This is a genomic window from Corallococcus sp. 4LFB (assembly GCF_046520365.1).
Lineage (GTDB): Bacteria > Myxococcota > Myxococcia > Myxococcales > Myxococcaceae > Corallococcus > Corallococcus caeni.
The window spans coordinates 1-14,561 of sequence record NZ_JBKGHJ010000193.1; the positions used below are offsets into that span (position 1 = coordinate 1).

The window sequence follows — 14,561 nt, forward strand, 5'->3', positions numbered from 1 at the left end:
CGCTCCACGCCGTCGCGCAGGTACGCCTCCGCGGCCGCCACGTGCTGACCGCCTTGTGCGTACAGGTCCGCCACCGACACGTCGTCGCCGCTGCCGTCCAGAAGCCGCGCCGCGCCCGTGAAGTCGCGCGCCCGGCGCAGCACGTCCACCAGCCAGTGGCGCTCCTTCGCCGACCCCTGCGCGGCCTCCTTGCGCAGGCGTTCGCGCTGCGCCGCGCCCAGCTCCTCGTAGAGCTGCGCCGCGCGCTCCGGCTCGCCTTGCGCCGCCAGGGACTGCACCACCTGGAGCGTGCCGCCCCGCGCCGAACCGCCCCGACCGCTGCCCGCAGTTTCGCCTGCCATGTCACACGTCCCTTCCCAGGCCCGCCCCGTCGGGGCGGCGCGCCCGGTTCCACCAGCGCCTGACTAACCAGGAACCCGAGCGTAAAGCCAGCCTCGACCGGCCCCCCCGTGGCCCTGGAGACACCGGGTCCGGTAGGGTCCGGGCATGGCTGTTCCCGTCCCGGCCGGGGTGTCTCCGGACCGCCTCCCCGGGCCCTCGCGCCCGCGCTCCTGGTACCTCGTGGCCCCTTCCGCGGCCCTGCGCCCCGGTCAGGCGATGGGCGTCCAGGTGGGAGGCCACGAGGTGGTGGTGTTCCGGAGCCACGAAGGGCGCGTCCACGCCCTGTCCGCGCACTGTCCCCACCTGGGGGCCCACCTGAAGCACGGCACCGTCCAGGGCGAGCTGCTGCGCTGTCCGCTGCATCACTGGAGCTTCGACGGAGGGGGCCGCTGCCGCGCCGCGCCGGGACGCGGCGACGTGTCCGCCCTGCCGGGGCCCCGGTCCTGGCCGGTGGAGGAGCGCTTTGGCGGGGTGCTGGTCTTCAACGGGGCGGAGGCGCTGTTTCCCCCGCCCGACCTGGCGGGTGGGGAGTATGTCTGGAACGTGGGACCTCCGGTGACGGTGGGATGTCCCTGGCTGCCGCTGGCGGCGAACTCCTTCGACCTGGAGCACCTGCGCACGGTGCACCACCGGGAGCTGTGGGACACGCCCACCTGGGAGACGCCGGACCGGTACACCCTGCGGCTGCGCTACACGTCGCGCGTCATCGGCACGGGCGCGAGCGACCGGCTGATGAAGGCGCTGTCGGGCAACCGCATCCGCGTGGAGCTCACGCTGCACGGCGGCACGCTGATGTCGGTGAAGAGCGACCTGGGCCAGACGCGGGGGCTGCTGCTCGCGAGCCTGACGCCGGTGGCGGAAGGCACGTCGGTGCGGCTCGCCGTCGCGGCGCGGCGGGGGCCGGTTCCGGGCGCGGCGGCGCTGGTGCTCGGCGTGTCGCGGTGGCTCTACACGTCGTTCCTGCGCCGGGACCTGTCCGTGCTGGACGGCATGCGCTTCAACGTCGCGACGGCGACGGCGGAGCCGGTGATGCGCCAGCTGCTCGACTTCGCCGTGGGCCTGCCCGAGGACGGGGACGATGCGCGCCGATGACGCTCCGCCGATTCCCGCCGCGCTCAATGCGCTGTTGCTCGTCGCGGCGATGGGCGCGGGGGCGCTGTGCCTGTGGACCGCGTCGCACGCGGAAGGGCTCTGGGTGCGGCTGGTGGCGGCAGGGGTGTTCTCCTACGTGAACAACACGGTGTTCTCGCTGTTGCACGAAGCGACGCACGGCGTGCTGCACCCGTCGCGGCGGCTCAACGACGGGCTGGGCCGGCTGGCGGCGACGTTCTTTCCCACGTCGTTCACATTGCAGCGCGCGTTCCACCTCACGCATCACCGGTACAACCGCACGGCGCGCGAGCAGTTCGACTACCTGCACCCGGGCGACCACCGCTTCCTCAAGTATGCGCAGTGGTACGTCATCCTGACCGGCGTCTACTGGCTGTTCGTGCCGCTGGGGGCGTTGGTGTTCGCGCTCGTGCCGGGGCTGCTGCGGAGGCTGCGAGGCCCGGGCACGCGCTACGGGGAACAGACGGGCGCGGACGCGTACCTGGGGCGGCTGGAGGACGCACCGGGCGCGGCCATCCGCGTGGAGGTGCTGGGGATGGTGGCGGTGCAGGCGGGGCTCGCGTACGCGCTGGACCTGACGCTCGTGGGGTGGGCGCTCTGCTACGCGGCGTTCGCGGTGAACTGGAGCTCGCTCCAGTACGCGGACCACGCGTGGTCGCCGCTGGACGTGCGCGAAGGGGCGTGGGACCTGAAGGTCGCGGCGCCGGTGCGCTGGGTGTTCCTCAACTACCACTACCACCGCGCGCACCACCGGCACCCGCAGGTGCCCTGGCTCTACCTGGGCCGCTACGTGGATGAGGGCGTCCCCCGGCCGTCCTTCCTGCGGGTCTGGCTGGCGATGTGGCGGGGCCCCAGGCCGTTCCCGGAGCAGACGAAGTGAGTGCGCCATCGAGCGGGCCCGGCTCCGGGAAGGGAGCGCGTGCGGAGGGTCCGCTGTTCGGCTGGCCCACGCGGAAGGAGTTGAAGCGCACGGGCGCGATGACGTTCGGCTTCGCGCTGTTCTTCCTCGCGGTGTACGGCGGCGCGAGCTGGGTGACGGGCTTCTATCCCGGTGGCCTGCGCGTGGACCTGCCGTTCGAGCAGCACATCCCGTTCATGCCCGGGTGGGCCGCCGTCTACGTCAGCATGGACGTGCTGCTGCTCCTGTCCCTGCTCATCTTCCGGACCTGGCGGCAGCTGCTCCCCCTCGCGCTGGCGCTGTGCGCGGAGACGGTGCTGGGCGCGCTCTGCTTCCTCGTCCTGCCGGTGGAGGTGGCGTGGCCGACGCGCGCCGTCACCGGAGGTTGGACGTCCGTCTTCCAGGCCGCGGACACGATGAACCTGGAGCGCAACTACCTGCCGTCGCTCCACGTCGCCTTCGCGTGCACGGCGGCCCTGGCCTACCGCGAACGTGCAGGTCCGGTGGCCAGCACCGTGTTCGCGTTGTGGGCGCTGGCCATCGCGGCGTCCACGCTGCTCATCCACGAGCACCACCTGGTGGACGTGCTCGCGGGAGCGCTGCTCGCCTGGGGCACATGGCATGTCGTGGCACCCCGGGTCCGGAAGGAAGCATTCCTCGAAGCCGTGCGCGTGGAGGCCCTCTGCGCGCGGGAGCTGTCCCGCTTCGCGCGCAGGCATCCGCGTTACGGCCTCATCGCGCTCGCGCTGTATCAACAATCCCTGGGCCGCTGGAGCAAGGCACGCAGGGCGCGGGTGGGGTTCTGCTTCCTCCAACTCGTGGATGACGTGCTGGATGGAGATCGTCCTGTCGAGGGCGAACCGCTGGACGCCATCGACGCGCTCCTGCGCACGCTGGAGACCGGAGCGCCGGCTCCCGCGACGGAGTTCCACGACGCCGCGACCACGCTCGGCCGGGTGCTGCTCACGGAGCTGACGGACCCGACGGCCCGCGAGCAGGTGTTCGAGCTGGTGCGCACGATGCGCCGGGACCGCGAGCGGGTGCGCGACGGGCGCTGGTGGGACGCGGCGACACTCCAGACCCAACTCGGCGACACCTTCCGGCTCTCCGTGGGCCTGATGCTGCACGTCGCGGACGCCCAGGTGCGAGCGGAGGAGGCCCCTTCCCTGCTCGCGGCGTTGGGTTGGTGTTCCGTGATGCGCGACCTGCGCGAGGATCTGGCCCAGGGCCTCTTCAACGTCCCCGCGGACGTCGCGGCGGAGGTGCGCGCCCAGGGCCATGAGCCGGAGGACATCGACTCCCTGCTCGCGGCCGAAGCCGGCCGGACGTGGGCGCGGAGCGAGTACCAGCGCGCCCGCGCCCTGCTGGACCGCTCCGCGAAGGAGCTTGCCCACCTGGAGGGCAGGCCCGGTGTCGCGCTGCTGCGCCTCTTCCACCGGTCGGTGGAGTCCTTCTGGGCCCGGAAGCTGCCGCGCCGCATGCCCTTCCTGCGCGAGGCGCCGGTCCTCGAAACCTCCTGAGTCTTTCACTCGGGGACGCCACACCCGCTCGTGGGGTGCGGTCGCCGCGGACGACGCGCTGCATGCGTTGACGGAAGCGGGAGGGAGGCATCTGCTGAACGCATGTCCGACTCCGTCCCTTCCGCCTCCAGCGCCCGCCCGGTGGACGCCTCCGAACGGCTGCCGCTCCTGGACGTGCTGCGCGGCTTCGCGCTGTGGGGCGTCTTCGTGTCGAACAGCTTCGCGTGGTTCAGCGGCCGGGTCCTCATGCCGCGAGAGCAGTCCCAGGCGCTGGCGGCACCGCCCTTCGAGGCGGCCGTCACGGCGCTCTACCACTTCTTCGTGAACCAGAAGTTCGTCACGCTGTTCGCCTTCCTCTTCGGGCTGGGGTTCTCCATCCAGCTGAAGCGGGCCGAGGGCCGAGGGGCCTCCGTCGTCCCGGTGTACTCGCGCCGGTTGCTGGTGCTGCTGGGCATCGGCGTGGTGCACCTCACCGCGCTGTGGGCGGGAGACGTGCTCTCCACCTACGCGCTGCTGGGCTTCGCGCTGCTCCTCTTCCGGGACCGTGCGGACCGGACGCTCTGGGTGTGGGTGGGCTTGTCGGTGGTGGGGGTCCCGCTGGTGGTGCCGGCGCTCCTGCACTTCGGTCCCATCCTGCTCCAGGGCGCGCAGGCCGCGGCTGACGCCGCGAAGGCCACCGAAGCCATGGAGGCCCAGACGCGAGGGCAGCTGCTGCTGGGGCTCCAGAGCGACTCGCTCTGGACGACGCAGGCCGCGAACGCGCACTTCCTCCAGTACATGCTGCCCACGCTCAAGCGGCTGCTGTGGATGATCTTCATCCTGGGCCGCTTCCTGCTGGGGTTGCTGGCGGGCCGGCACCTGTTGCTCCAGGACGTGGAGCGCCACCGCGCCCTGCACCGGAAGCTGCTGGGCTGGGGCCTGCTGCTGGGCGTCCTGGGAAATGGCGCGGGGGTGGTGGTGCAGCACCTGCGCCTCGCGGGGCTGCTGGACCCGTCGAAGGCGCACTGGATGTTCACCCTGTCCGCCATCCAGGAACTGGGCTACCTGGGCCTCGCCGCGTTCTACGTGGCCGCCTTCGCCCTGCTTCTCCAGAAGGAGCGCTGGCGGCGGTGGCTGGGCGTGCTGGTGCCGGTGGGGCGCATGGCGCTGACCAACTACCTGCTGCAGACGGTGGTGAGCCTCTGCCTCTATGACGGCTGGGGGCTGGGGCTCGTCGGCAAGCTGTCGCCGTCACGCTGCGTGGCGCTGACGATGGGGGTGTTCGTGCTCCAGATTCCGCTCAGCCGCGCGTGGCTGTCGCGCTTCCGCTTCGGTCCGGCCGAGTGGCTGTGGCGCTCGCTCACCTACGGCCAGCGCCAGCCCATGCGGCTCGCGCTCAAGCCGTCGCCGGCCGGCGTCCCCGACGTCCAATGAAGAACCCCGCCGCGAGCGCGGCGACCGCGACCAGCGCCCCGAAGCCCAGGGCCGCGTTCTTCACCTTGGTGAGCAGCGGGTTGTCGAACACATTGGTGGAGTAGTGGAACGCGGCGATGAGCCACCGGTCGCCCTCCTTCACTAGCGTGCAGGTCCACCGCCCGTTGATGACCAGGTCGGTGCCGTCGTTCAGGATGTAGTGGTCCAGGGACGAGCCATACGCGACGCCCGAGTTGCCATACAGGCGCGTGAGCGCATCCACGTCGAACTTCGCCGTGACCTTCTTCACGACGCTGTTCGGGCCGCCCAGCATCTCCGCGTAGTACGCGCGGATGGCGTCCTTCCCCACGCGGACGTCGTTGTTCATGGTGGAGAACACGACGTCCGGGTGCAGGTGCGACAGCAGCCGGTCCAGGTCCTGCTTGTTGAGCGCGTCCTCCATGTCCTGCTTGATGGCGCGCAGCGCCTGATGCGTCGCTTCATCACCCGAGGCCACCGCCGCCGGAGCCACGGCCTCCTGCGCCCCCGACACGAAGGGGACCGCGACGAACAGCAACGCCAGGAGACCTACGAGCCGTGTGCGCACCATCGAAGCTCCGTGAAGGAAGCGAGAAGGCGCGCATCCTAGACGACCGCTCTGGATTTCCGTATGCCGAGCGTACCCGCTCTCCCATGGGTGTGCAGTTCCCTGGAGCAACCAGGGATTCTTCCGAGCCCCGAGTCCTCAACGTCAACCTCGACCGCCGAGGCACTTCGGGGATTCGCGACCTCGTTCGTGCGCTGGAGCCGTCCATGCTCGTCCTCCGGTGGGCCGACACCGAGGCCTCCCTGGAGCATCGGGATCAGCCGCGAACCGTGGACGAGAGATGGCGATGAATTGCCCGGTTGATGGAGGACCTTCCAGGAGATGCGCGCAAGCAATGGGCTGATTGCGACGTCCAGACGCTGAACGTCGGACCCCAGGCCGGAGACACACCTCATGAGGCGTTGTTCCCTGTTCCGCTCAACCCCCTGGCCGCGCTGCTGGGAATCAGGGCGGAATTGCTATTCACGATCTACGCCAACGCCACGGATTGAAGCGACTCCTGGACCGCCACGCCGCCTGAGCAGGGTTCCACGGCCAGGGGCGCCTGCCGGGCGTGCTCTTGCGCAAACCTGTCCGACTGTCGGACAGGTTTTCGCCGCATCGGGCCCAGGGCCGCGCTGTCCCGGCAGTTGATGAGGACCGTGGGCGCTCGCGTCCATGTCAGACCCATCTGGTTGGATGGGCGTGGCTTGGGCAAGGAGGACGGTGATGGTGCGGGTGGGGCTCGTGGCGTACGTGGAGGAGCAACTCGAGCGCGCGATTTCGCTTGGGATGCTGCCGCGTGGGCAGTTCGGTTCGGAAGAGAAGCTGGCGCGTGAGTTCGGGTGCTGCCGGGGCACCGTGCGGGAGGCGCTGCGGCGGCTGGCGGCGCGAGGGCTGGTGGTGCAGCGCTCCGGACGCAAGACGCGCGCGGTGGCGCTGGACGAGTCGCTGACGCTGGAGAACCTGGGTTTGGCGCTGCATGACGAGCGCTCGGAGGAGTGCCGGCGGCTCCTGGAGGGCTTCTTCAGCCTCAAGCGGCAGGTGCTGGTGGAGCTGCTGGCCGACTGCTGTGCGAATGCCTCCGAGGCGCAGGTGGGCCAGTTGGAGTCCACCTGCTACGCGCTCTGGGATGCGGCGCACTGGGAGCCCGGAGCACGCTGCGCGCAGTTGGAATTCGAGTTGCTGCGACGGGCGGCTCACGCGGCGGCCCGTCCCGGGCACCTGCTCCTCATCCAGTCACTGCAACGGGCCATGAGGGGCAACGCGGCCCGGCTGCAGCTCCTCATGGGCGGCGAGTCGCTGCGCCAGTGGGCCGTGTGCGCGATGCACGCGCTGGGCGATCGCGACGTGCGGGCACTTCAGCACCAGTTGCCGATGCTACTCAAGGCGTGCGACGAGCGTGTGCTCGACCAATTTGCTCCTGCCCTTCGGGAGCATACGCCCTCCGAGGACTCCCGCGCGCAGGAGAGCCACCCCGCAGCTTGCGCGTCCGCCGCCGCGCAGGACGAGGCGCTGGAGCCACGCTCCTGTGTGGCGGAGGGCGGCATCGACTGCCTTGCGTCCACCGTCGAGGACAACAAGGTGCTCGGGGCTGCAGCCTGCCCCAATGAGGGAGAGTCCCCTCCCATGGAGCCGGACCGCGTGGCCCTGCGTCTTCCAACCGACCTGAAGCCCGCCTCCAGCAAGCCGGGGAGTGAGCGCGTTGCGGAGGACGTAGCGGGCGCAGCCCTGGGAACCCTCTCCGATTGTCGGGCAGGTTGGGACAACTCCAATCCAGAGGGAGGCCTCCGTCCGAGCCCCCATCCAGCTGCTGCTGCGGACACCGCTGCATCGACAAGTGCCTGTTGTAGCGGCGGCGAGCACGGCGAACGAGAGCAACAGGAGCCATTGCAGAAGCTGGCCGGAACGAGCCGTCGTACCTCCTCCTCACTCGAAGGAGGTATGGACAAAGACACGGCCCGGGATTGTTGTTCCCGGAGCCCGGCTTCGACGGGTTGCAGGGGGGAACACCGTGGACGCGAATCAACTGCTGGAGCTGGTCAAGCGCTATCAGGACTCCAGGAACTTCATCACCAACGAAGAGACCGCCAAGCAGGCGCTGGTGGTCCCCTTCATCCGGCTGCTTGGCTACGACCCCGGCCTTCCACGGGAGGTGCGTCTGGAATACTCGGCGGACTTCGTCCAGGGCGACGGCAAGAAGCTCCCGGACCGGATGGACTTCGCCATCTTCGACCAGACGGGACTGAAGCCTCTCATCGTCATCGAGACCAAGCCCCTGGGCACGGACCTGAAGTCCCGCGCCCAGCAGCTGGCCCGCTACCTCTCCCAGCTCCCGGAGCTCCACTTCGGCATCATCACGGATGGGTGCCACTACCTGTTCTTCGGTGACCTGGAGAACCCCAACGCCATGGACCCGGAGCCCTTCTTCACGTTCTCCCTGGAGGACACGAAGTCGGACTGGGCCAAGGTCGCGAAGTTCCTCTCCAAGTTCAGCCGCGAGTCCTTCAACGCCACGACGCTCATCACCGACGCGGAGAACAGCCGCTACCGCCAGGGGATGATCGACAAGCTGTCCGCCGCCCTGAAGTCCCCCGGCGAGCACGAGGGCTTCCTCAAGTGGCTCACCGAGGACATCTACAAGGGGAAGCGAACCACCGCCGTCATGGAACGCCTCGCGGAGGTCGCGAAGGAGGCCATCGAGCCCACCCTCCTCCGCGTCATGGGCGATGACTTCCTCGACAAGCTCAAGGAGCGCATCCAGCGGTTGAACGAAGGCGTGGAGCCGTCCACCACCAAGGAGGGCGCCAACGTCGTGAAGGCCGACAGCGCGAAGCCCTTCGAGACGGAGTCCCGCGCCCCGGGCGACGACAAGGCACGCGCCCCCGTGGAGACCACCGAGGAGGAGCTGTCCTTCTTCGGCGTCATCCGGGACATCTGCACCAAGAACGGCCACGCGGCCGAGGACGTCCTCTATCGGGACACCGCGAACTACTTCAACGTGTCGTTCAAGAAGCCCACGAAGTGGTTCGTGCGCTTCTTCGGCAATGGCAAGCGCAAGAGCCTTGCCACCTGGGTCCCGGTGGAGGAGGCGAAGGCGCTCGCCGCGGGCTTCGAGGTCGAAGCGTCCCCCGCGGCCTTCGGGGTGAGCCGGGTCTACCTCCAGTCGATTCCAGAGGTGTGGGCGCTCAAGGCGCTGGTCGCCCGCAGCCTGGAGCTGGCCCTCACGGCCAAGGAGGAGGCGCCCACGGAGCCCCCGCTCAAGGTGGTCGCGAGCCAGTAGCGGCTCCCCACCGTGGCCCGGAGCGAACCCATTCGTGGCGCCAGGTCCGTCCTGCTCGGCTACAGCTTGCGCATCCGCACGCGGCGGACCTTGTGGTCGCTGCCCTTCACCAGGATGAGCCGCGCCCTTGAACGCGTGGGCGCGATGTTCTCCGCCAGGTTGGGCCCGTTGATCTCCGCCCACACCGACGCGGCCCGCGCGACGGCCTGCTCGCGCGTCAATTCCGAGAAGCGCCGGAAGAAGGACCGCTCGTCGCGGAACGCCGTCTCCCACAGGTGCAGGAAGCGCTCCACGTACCAGTGGCGGATGTCCGTCTCGTTCGCGTCCACGTAGATGGAGAAGTCGAAGAAGTCCGACAGGAACGTCTGCGGCAGCCGCCCGCCCTCCACCGGCCCGGTCTGCAGGACGTTGAGCCCCTCCAGGATGAGGATGTCCGGCTGCCGGATGGACTGCGCCTCCTCCGGCACGATGTCGTAGACGAGGTGCGAGTACACCGGCGCCGTCACCTCCTCGCGCCCCGCCTTCAGCTCCGCCAGGAAGCGCACCAGCGCGCGCCGGTCATAGCTCTCCGGAAAGCCCTTGCGGTTCATGATGCCCCGCTCGGCGAGCACCCGGTTGGGATGCAGGAAGCCGTCCGTCGTCACCAGCGCCACGCGCGGATGATCCGGCCAGCGCGCCAGCAGCGCCTGGAGGATGCGCGACGTGGTGCTCTTGCCCACCGCCACACTGCCCGCCACGGCGATGATGAACGGCACCTTGCGCACCGAGTACCCCAGGAACGCCTGCTGCGCCGCCCACAGCGACTGCGCCGACGCCACCTGCAGGTGCAAGAGGCGCGACAGCGGCAGGTAGACGTCCTCCACCTCGTGGATGTCCAGCCGGTCGCCCAGGCCCCGCAGCTGCTCCACCTCCTCCGCCGTCAACGTCATCGGCGTGGAGTCCCGGAGCTCGCGCCACGCGTCGCGGTCCAGGTCGACGTACATCGATGCGGCGCGGGGCTTGGTCACGGACATGCCGCCCAGCATGGACCAGACCGCCCCGGCTCCGGCAAGTGAAGGTGACAACAGGTCTTCCCTGCGATTCTTGACAGCAGGACTTTCCCAACTCCGACGTGCCCGCCCGCTTCCCCGCCGCGCCCCTCCGGTTCGGGGCCTCCCGCCCCCTGGCGCCCGCCCCTCCCTCAAGAGGTCCCCGCGTGTCCGCCCTCCCCACCGCCGCCCTCGTCGCCGCCACGGGCCTGCGGCTCGCTTCGACCCGGGCGCGGGCCCAGGCCGAGGAGCCGCCGGTCGTCCAGGTGTCGGAAGAAGGCTTCACGCTGTCGTCCGCGGACAAGGCCTTCGTGCTCAAGCTGCGCGGGCAGCTCCAGGGTGACGGGCGCTTCTACCTGGCGGACACGGACCGCACCGGCACCAACACGTTCATCGTGCGGCGCATGCGCCCCATCCCGGAGGGGACGCTTCGGCTTCGTCCACTTCCGCCTCAGGCCGGACTTCGGCAACGGGCAGTCCATCCTCCAGGACGCATACCTCGATTTCCGTCCGGGGGAGCGCTCGCTCACGGTGGACCGGGTCCCCCACCGCGACGAGGGCCTGGAGCCGCACGGCGAGGGCGGAGGCGGCCGGTGGCAGTACTCGCTGGCGGTGGTGAACGGCGACCCCGACGGCGCCAGCACCGACGCCAGCACCGATGACAGCAGAACGCCCTCCTGTCCCGCTTCCAGCTCACGTTCTGAACGCCGGCCCGCGCCCTGAGACTTCCGGTGACGCCGGGTGTCACGGCGGGCTTCGTCCTGGTGCGTCTTGAAGCGCGTGCGTCAGGTGCACGACGCTCGCGCTGCCCGCGACGCGGGGCCCTTGCCCGGGGGCCCTTCTTCGCGGACTCCCGCCGAGAGGAAGCATGCCCGCGAACGTGTACCCGCAGCGCCCGACGTCTGTCCGCTCCCCGTCCCTGTCGAAGGGGCTCACGCGCGCCGCGCTGCTCGCCCTGCTGGGCCTGGGCACGCCCGGGGCCGCGCAGCAGCCCCAGCCCCCCGTCACGGAGGACGTGCCGCCCCCGGTGCAGCCATCCCTGCCCGAGCGCCGCGTCTTCTTCACCACGCTCAACGTGGTCCGCTACAACCCGCTGGGGCTGGAGTCGCAGAACCGGCTCGTCTACCAGAAGCGCCTCTTCGACAGCCCCTCCCTGCTCCTGCGCGACACGTACGCCAGCGCCGCCGCGAGCCTCAAGCTGAGCCCCGCGTTCTTCAAGCTGGGGCCCGTGGTGGAGCTGCAGCCCGTGGCGATGTTCAACCTCCGCGCCGGCTACGAATACATCCAGTACTTCGGCACCTTCGGCAGCATCCAGTCGTACCCGGACTCCTTCCAGCCCTACGACGACGACCTGCGCAACGCGACCAACGACGCGGCCTACGGCACCTCCGGGCACCACTTCTTCGTGGAGCCCACGCTCCAGGCGAAGGTGAAGTCCGTGGCGCTGCGCACGAAGCTGGCCATCGAGTACTGGAACGTGTCGCTGCGCGACGGCGGGACGCGCGGCACGTTCTACGACCCCACGCTGGACACGCTGGTGCCCGGCAAGGGCTGGGTGCTGGCCAACGACACGGACCTGCTCTGGCTGGCCGGACAGTGGACGCTGGGCGCCCGGCTGTCCGCGGTGTGGCCCCGCTACGACGAAGACACCTCCGCGGTGGAGCCGCTGCCCGGGCGCAGCCTGCCCACCAACCAGCACGTCCGCGTGGGCCCCATCGTCGCGTATGCCTTTGACACGAAGCCGGGCAGCCTCATGACCCGGCCCACCGTGCTGCTCATCGCCGGCTGGTACCTCAAACATGAGAACCGCGTGAACGCCATGCCCTACCTGCTGGGCGGCTTCTCCTTCAGCACGGAGCTGCTCTCCGGCCGCTGACGACTGTTCAAACGTCAAACCCACGCTGCCCTCCGGGGCAGTGTCCCCGGGTCCCGGTGGTTCCTAACTCGGTCTGTCTGTGTTCGGGACACGGGGAGGGTACACATGGGGAGGGTACACATGGGAATGACACGCGGGTGGAGGGGTGGGCGGCGGCTCTGGGGCGTCGTGGTGGCCGCGGCGCTCGGGGGGTGCGGCCCCGTGGAGGCGCCCGAGGCCTCCCCGCGGACGCAGGCGGCGGAGCTCGCGGGGGGTGACTTCGTCTGGGTGAAGCACCTGGGCAGCGCCCGGCCGGACGCGGCGGTGGCGGTGTCGTTCGACCGGGACGGCAACCTCCTGATGCTCTTCCAGTACCAGGGCAGCGTGGACCTGGGCGGAGGCACCATCGGCTCGGGCAACACGGACCAGACGGGCCTCGCGGTGGCGAAGTACACGACGGCCGGCGCGCTGCTGTGGACCCGGACCTTCGAGGGCCTGCCGCAGCCGGGCCAGTCGACCACGGTCGCCGCGCAGGCGCTCACGGTGGACCGGGAACGCAATGTCCTCATCGCGGGGACCGCGTACCAGCCCGTCGACCTGGGCGCGGGCGAGCAGCCCAGGGGGGCCTTCCTCCTGAAGCTGAACAAGAGGGGACAGTTCCAATGGGCCCGCCACTTCACCGGCAACGTCAACCCGCGGGACCTCGTCACCGACTCGCAGGACGCCATCGCGCTGACGGGGAGTGCCTACCTCACGGTGGACTTCGGCCTGGGCCCCAACTCCTCACAGGTGACGGACGTGCAGACCGCGTTCCTCACGAAGTTCAACGCCGCCGGCACGCCGCTGTGGACCGTGCGGGAGCAGCGGAACCTGAGCGGCGGCACCAGCGTCGCGGTGGATGAAGCGGATGCCTTCTACTTCGCGGGCATCCAGTACCCCGACCCCCAGGTCTGGAAGGTGGGCCCCACGGGCACGGTGGCCTGGACGCGGGCGCTGGACGGCGCCTCCGGCGGTGGGCTCGGCATCGCCGTGCACGGCAACCGCGTGGTGATGGGCGGCCAGGTCAACGACGCCTTCACGTTCGCGGGACAGTGCGTCCCCAAGCCCTCCACGGCCAACGGGGGCTTCCTCGTCGCGTGGACCCGGGCCGGCGAGGAGCGCTGGGCGCGCGGCTACCCGCAGCCCGTCGGCGCGGTGGCCATGGCCGAGGACGACAGCGTGGTGGTGGGCGGCGCCGCCACCGAGCCCGACTCGCCCTCCGGCTACACGCTCTTCACCGCGAGGCTGGAGCGCATCCAGGGACAGCAGCAGTGGCGGCGCACGTACGCCTCCACGGGCCGCCCGTACTTCCGGGACATGACGGTGAACAAGCAGGGCGAGTTCGCGGGGGTGGGGACCTTCTCCGGCACCCTGAACCTGTGCGGGACGACCTACGCGTCGTGCGGGTTCGACGATGGCTTCCTCTTCAAGGGGCTGACGGCCCCCTGAGCCTCACCCGAAGCCCTGGGCGCGCAGCACCGCGCCCAGCGGCACGGAGCCCGCGCGGTACGCGTCGAACCACCGCGCGGCCTGCTCCACCGTCGGCTGCGTCCACCGCCAGCCGCCGGGTCCACCGCCCGCCTCGCAGCGGACCAACGACGTGCGCAGCTGCTCCGCGTGCGCGAACGTCAGGTGTTCGAAGACGAGCGGGCTCTGGCTGGTGACGAAGGCCTGCCGCTCCCCCACGTCGTGCACGCACGCGCGCACCAGGTCCGGATGCAGGCCGTCCGCCAGCTCGTCCGCGATGACGAAGGCCTCGTGCACGTCCAGGTAGTAGAGGAAGGACAAGAGCCGCTTCTGGCCATGGCCCAGCTGCTCCTGCGCCACCGGCGTGCCGTCCGCGCGCGCGAACGCGAAGCGGAAGCCGCTGAAGCCCAGCCGTCCGCCCTGGGACAGCGGCGTCGTCTCCGTCACGTCCACGGACAGCGTGCCGGACGCGAAGCCCGCCAGCGTCACGAAGCGCGCGAGGAAGCTGCGGGGCACGGCGTCGTGGCGCAGGAGCAGCGCCGGCGGCACGGGCTCGTGCTCCACCTGCTCGCGCAGCCAGCCGGGCATCCAGGTGGGCAGCGCCATGAGGCCCAGGGGGAAGAGCTCTTCTCCGCGCTGCTCCATCGCGTAGCGGATGGCGCCGATGCGCTCGAACATGCCCAGGGACTCGTCGAAGCGCGGCGGCGCCAGCAGGAACGTCTCCCGCAGCAGGTCCTTCAGCCGGTCCTTCACGCCGCGCTCCAGGTACTGCGCGGCCATGAAGAGCAGCGTCCACACGGAGCGGTCCAGCACCGACCAGTGCATGCGCTTGGAGAAGCCGGCCGCGCCCGCCACCTCGCACGCGAAGCCCGTGGCGCTCGCGCGCATGACGAGCCGCGCGTCCTCCGCCGCGTCCCACCGCACCGTCGCCACGATGGAGGGGCAGCAGCCCGTGCGCCAGCGCCCCGGGCGGCAGCGCCAGCGCGGTCCCCGGGCCCGTGG

General features: G+C 70.4%; 12 protein-coding genes and 2 pseudogenes. 10 read left to right on the forward strand and 4 right to left on the reverse strand.

Annotated features, from left to right (window positions below; genetic code table 11):
- Positions 1-341: pseudogene (locus ACLEQD_RS21110) on the reverse strand (cyclic nucleotide-binding domain-containing protein); the annotation flags it as partial.
- A 145-nt stretch (positions 342-486) separates the two neighbouring features.
- On the opposite strand from ACLEQD_RS21110, the gene ACLEQD_RS21115 reads away from it, so the two are divergent.
- The 4 genes from ACLEQD_RS21115 to ACLEQD_RS21130 all read left to right on the forward strand — a co-directional run bounded on the left by ACLEQD_RS21115 (position 487) and on the right by ACLEQD_RS21130 (position 5,322).
- On the forward strand, positions 487-1,473 hold the full coding sequence (locus ACLEQD_RS21115; RefSeq protein ID WP_410386127.1) for a Rieske 2Fe-2S domain-containing protein: 987 nt from the start codon (positions 487-489) through the stop codon (positions 1,471-1,473).
- Positions 1,460-2,371: a fatty acid desaturase gene (locus tag ACLEQD_RS21120; protein ID WP_410386129.1), complete on the forward strand. Its 912-nt coding sequence runs from the start codon at positions 1,460-1,462 to the stop codon at positions 2,369-2,371. The genes ACLEQD_RS21115 and ACLEQD_RS21120 overlap by 14 nt, the downstream gene beginning before the upstream one ends.
- Before the next feature lie 80 nt (positions 2,372-2,451).
- Positions 2,452-3,909: a phosphatase PAP2 family protein gene (locus ACLEQD_RS21125; RefSeq protein WP_410386131.1), complete on the forward strand. Its 1,458-nt coding sequence runs from the start codon at positions 2,452-2,454 to the stop codon at positions 3,907-3,909.
- Between the two features lie 102 nt (positions 3,910-4,011).
- A complete protein-coding gene (locus ACLEQD_RS21130; RefSeq protein WP_410386132.1) occupies positions 4,012-5,322 on the forward strand; it encodes a DUF418 domain-containing protein in 1,311 nt (436 codons plus the stop codon).
- Here ACLEQD_RS21130 and ACLEQD_RS21135 read toward each other — a convergent pair.
- Positions 5,285-5,911 carry an SgcJ/EcaC family oxidoreductase gene (locus tag ACLEQD_RS21135; RefSeq protein WP_410386133.1) on the reverse strand — a complete coding sequence of 209 codons (627 nt, stop codon included), beginning with the start codon at positions 5,909-5,911 and terminating at the stop codon, positions 5,285-5,287. The two genes, ACLEQD_RS21130 and ACLEQD_RS21135, sit on opposite strands and share 38 nt — an antisense overlap.
- 296 nt (positions 5,912-6,207) lie before the next feature.
- Between ACLEQD_RS21135 and ACLEQD_RS21140 the strand changes: the two genes are divergently transcribed.
- The 3 genes and pseudogenes from ACLEQD_RS21140 (at position 6,208) to ACLEQD_RS21150 (ending at position 9,170) form a co-directional block, all read left to right on the forward strand.
- Positions 6,208-6,399: a hypothetical protein gene (locus tag ACLEQD_RS21140; RefSeq protein WP_410386135.1), complete on the forward strand. Its 192-nt coding sequence runs from the start codon at positions 6,208-6,210 to the stop codon at positions 6,397-6,399.
- 217 nt (positions 6,400-6,616) lie between these two features.
- Positions 6,617-6,802: pseudogene (locus ACLEQD_RS21145) on the forward strand (GntR family transcriptional regulator); the annotation flags it as partial.
- A gap of 1,099 nt (positions 6,803-7,901) precedes the next feature.
- The gene (locus ACLEQD_RS21150) at positions 7,902-9,170 is read left to right on the forward strand and encodes a type I restriction enzyme HsdR N-terminal domain-containing protein (RefSeq protein ID WP_410386137.1); all 1,269 of its coding nucleotides are present in this window, start codon (positions 7,902-7,904) and stop codon (positions 9,168-9,170) included.
- 59 nt (positions 9,171-9,229) lie between these two features.
- Here the strand turns inward: ACLEQD_RS21150 and coaA are convergent, their stop codons facing one another.
- Positions 9,230-10,183, reverse strand: coding sequence for a type I pantothenate kinase (gene coaA, locus ACLEQD_RS21155; protein WP_410386139.1), 954 nt, complete (start codon positions 10,181-10,183; stop codon positions 9,230-9,232).
- Positions 10,184-10,729: 546 nt separating this feature from the next.
- Here coaA and ACLEQD_RS21160 point away from each other — a divergent pair.
- The 3 genes from ACLEQD_RS21160 (at position 10,730) to ACLEQD_RS21170 (ending at position 13,541) form a co-directional block, all read left to right on the forward strand.
- Entirely contained in the window at positions 10,730-10,921 is a 192-nt protein-coding gene (locus ACLEQD_RS21160) for a hypothetical protein (RefSeq protein ID WP_410386141.1), read from the forward strand.
- 145 nt (positions 10,922-11,066) lie between these two features.
- Complete coding sequence (locus ACLEQD_RS21165) at positions 11,067-12,074, forward strand: hypothetical protein (protein WP_410386143.1); 1,008 nt, start codon at positions 11,067-11,069, stop codon at positions 12,072-12,074.
- Between the two features lie 120 nt (positions 12,075-12,194).
- Entirely contained in the window at positions 12,195-13,541 is a 1,347-nt protein-coding gene (locus tag ACLEQD_RS21170; RefSeq protein ID WP_410386145.1) for a hypothetical protein, read from the forward strand.
- Positions 13,542-13,544: 3 nt separating this feature from the next.
- On the opposite strand, the gene ACLEQD_RS21175 is transcribed toward ACLEQD_RS21170, so the two are convergent.
- The coding region (locus ACLEQD_RS21175) for an ATP-binding protein (RefSeq protein WP_410386147.1) at positions 13,545-14,561 on the reverse strand (1,017 nt) is incomplete at its 5' end.

Excerpts from the sequence above, each read along its gene's own strand:
- ACLEQD_RS21115 (WP_410386127.1), top strand. The coding sequence starts at position 487 with ATGGCTGTTCCCGTCCCGGCCGGGGTGTCTCCGGACCGCCTCCCCGGG.
- ACLEQD_RS21120 (WP_410386129.1), top strand. The coding sequence starts at position 1,460 with ATGCGCGCCGATGACGCTCCGCCGATTCCCGCCGCGCTCAATGCGCTG.
- ACLEQD_RS21130 (WP_410386132.1), top strand. The coding sequence starts at position 4,012 with ATGTCCGACTCCGTCCCTTCCGCCTCCAGCGCCCGCCCGGTGGACGCC.
- ACLEQD_RS21135 (WP_410386133.1), bottom strand. The coding sequence starts at position 5,911 with ATGGTGCGCACACGGCTCGTAGGTCTCCTGGCGTTGCTGTTCGTCGCG.
- coaA (WP_410386139.1), bottom strand. The coding sequence starts at position 10,183 with ATGTCCGTGACCAAGCCCCGCGCCGCATCGATGTACGTCGACCTGGAC.
- ACLEQD_RS21165 (WP_410386143.1), top strand. The coding sequence starts at position 11,067 with ATGCCCGCGAACGTGTACCCGCAGCGCCCGACGTCTGTCCGCTCCCCG.
- ACLEQD_RS21170 (WP_410386145.1), top strand. The coding sequence starts at position 12,195 with ATGGGAATGACACGCGGGTGGAGGGGTGGGCGGCGGCTCTGGGGCGTC.